The 2,103-nt window shown below is 64.2% G+C and carries 5 protein-coding genes; 3 read left to right on the top strand and 2 right to left on the bottom strand.

Annotation, left to right across the window (positions count from 1 at the left end; all coding sequences use genetic code 11):
• Both AC27IQ_RS23075 and AC27IQ_RS23080 read right to left on the bottom strand, forming a co-directional pair.
• The coding region (locus AC27IQ_RS23075) for a class I SAM-dependent methyltransferase (protein ID WP_487090936.1) at nucleotides 1-751 on the bottom strand (751 nt) is incomplete at its 3' end.
• A 2-nt stretch (nucleotides 752-753) separates the two neighbouring features.
• Nucleotides 754-1,092 carry a helix-turn-helix domain-containing protein gene (locus tag AC27IQ_RS23080; RefSeq protein WP_487090937.1) on the bottom strand — a complete coding sequence of 113 codons (339 nt, stop codon included), beginning with the start codon at nucleotides 1,090-1,092 and terminating at the stop codon, nucleotides 754-756.
• Nucleotides 1,093-1,252: 160 nt separating this feature from the next.
• Between AC27IQ_RS23080 and AC27IQ_RS23085 the strand changes: the two genes are divergently transcribed.
• From AC27IQ_RS23085 to AC27IQ_RS23095, 3 genes are all read left to right on the top strand, one after another.
• Nucleotides 1,253-1,597 (top strand): hypothetical protein, encoded by a 345-nt coding sequence (locus AC27IQ_RS23085; RefSeq protein WP_487090938.1) that lies wholly within the window; start codon nucleotides 1,253-1,255, stop codon nucleotides 1,595-1,597.
• Nucleotides 1,594-1,917 (top strand): hypothetical protein, encoded by a 324-nt coding sequence (locus tag AC27IQ_RS23090; protein ID WP_487090939.1) that lies wholly within the window; start codon nucleotides 1,594-1,596, stop codon nucleotides 1,915-1,917. Before AC27IQ_RS23085 ends, AC27IQ_RS23090 begins: the two co-directional genes overlap by 4 nt.
• A partial coding sequence (locus AC27IQ_RS23095; RefSeq protein WP_487090940.1) for a hypothetical protein occupies nucleotides 1,914-2,103 on the top strand: 190 nt, incomplete at its 3' end. The genes AC27IQ_RS23090 and AC27IQ_RS23095, both read left to right, overlap by 4 nt.

A 2,103-nucleotide genomic window follows, 5' to 3' on the forward strand; every position in this document is an offset into this window, starting at 1 on the left:
CCTTGGGCGCGCGGCGCCAGGGCGCGCCCAGCAGCCGCACGCCGTGCACGCGCTTGACCGCCACCACCACATAGGCGGCCCCGAGTATCGGCCACCAGCGGGCCCCCAGTCCGTCCATCCAGTCGAAACGCTCCAGCCAGGGCGCGCTGCGCACCGCCGGCCGGTAGCAGCCGAAGCTGACCGACTCGACCTCGAAATTGAGCAGCCGCAGCCAGTCGCGCAGCCGCCAGTGGCCGATGAACTCGCCCACGTCGGGCAGGTACAGCCGCCCGCCCGCACCCAGGCGCTGGTACAGCCGCGCCCGGCGCTGGCGCAGGCCCCACAGGCTCACGGGGTTCAGCCCGCTGATGACCACCCGCCCCTCGGGCACCAGCACGCGCTGCACCTCGCGCAGCGCGGCATGGGGGTCGATGCTGAGTTCCAGCGCGTGCGGCAGCAGCACCAGATCGAGGCTGTTCTCCGAAAAAGGCAGGGCCACCGGATCGGCCAGCAGGGCGGGCTCGCCCGGTTCTCCGCCCCCCAGGGCCCCGGCCGCGTGCCAGCCGGCCGCCTCGTCGGTCCACAGCAGGGTTTCTTCGGCGCCCAGCGCCAGCCAGCGGTGGGGCATGCGGTTGGCGCGCAGCCCCTGCAAACCCGGCATTCCGAGCTGCAGGGCGTGGTAGCCGAAGATGTCGGCCACCAGCTCGTCATAGCGTTCCTGCTCCCACGCCAGCAGGTATCGGCCGGGGGAAGAGTCGAACCAGTGGTGCAAACCTATGATTTTGCTGCCTCGGAGAAACGTTTCCATCCGCCGAACTTTTCTGCCAGCTCGCGCAAATTCTGGTTTGTGATTCTGCTCAACCAGAAATCGCGTTCCTCTTGAGGTGTGTCCTGCAGCGAAATATTCATCGTCGCCACGACATCACCCAGAGGAACGTTCAGCCCTTCTGCCAGCCTTGCCATTGCCGTGTCTGGCATACGCCGAATGCCTTTTCTGTAGTTGGCCAGTGCAGTTCTAGCTACACCTAGTCTGTCTGCGACTGTTCCTTCTCGGGCTACGCCTATCTGGTGCTTGTAGCTCGAGATCAACGGCTCCATCACGCTGAGTGCCATTTTTTAACTCCTATGTCACGATATGTGATATTGTCACGTTATGTGACCAATTCACATTTGGCCACATCGAGACTTTACAACAGGAGCCGGCATGCCCCCCTCTACGACACCTCCCCAACCCGGGGACGATCCCAGTTGCCCGACCCCTGCCACCCAAACGGTGGCCAGCTTGCCGGCTCCAGCCGCCGGGCAGGGGGAGGGCATTCATCGGCGGTCGCGGTTTCTCCTGGCTGCTTCCCGTCCTGGCCTGCGCATCTCGTCGTATTCAGCCCGCCGCCTCGCTTTTTCGTTCCTGCTGCTGAGCACCATTGCTACTGCTGCTACCGCAAGCAGCCCGATGAACACGGCTGCTGCGATCCAGACGACGTCTGTGACTTGCTCCATTGAAGGTTCCCTGCTTTCATGGTTGTCGGTGCTGTGGGTGATTTGCGCTCTCATCGCATTGGAGATTTTCCACTTTGGTGTGCAGCCTCTGCTGCGCTGGATCGTGCGGCGGTTCGGATGAGACTCGTCGCCAAGCACGCCCAGGTGGGCTACCAGACCCCCGGTGACCGCCCTGGTTGCCGCAACTGCGCGCACTTCGATCGCATCGAGACCACTGGTTTCACGTTGTGCCTCATTCATGGCTTCGAAGTGACCAGCGGCGGTATCTGCAACAGCCACAAGCTGCAGCGCAAGCCCGGCGAGGCCCAGCTCGCGTTTCTGTCCAGGCAGCGCGATCTGCTGGAGAGCCAGGCGCAAGACCAGGACCGCAATCCTCTGTTTGTCACGCCTGAGACCTACCAGCGTGTGTACGCTCCCCAGGCTGGGGGGCGCCGCGCATGAGCTCCGCCCTGATCCACATGCCCAAGAGCTACCACGTCACCTGCCCTCCCGGCATGCTGCCGGATGGTGACCTGGTCAAACGCTTCACCTCCCTGCAGGCCTTTGAAGGCTACGTCACCCAGCTGCGCAAGCTCGGCGGCACGGTGCAGTGGCACACCCCCCTTCACGGTCACCGTGAGGCCTCCA

The sequence above is a fragment of the Acidovorax sp. KPB24-07 genome, from assembly GCF_057543315.1.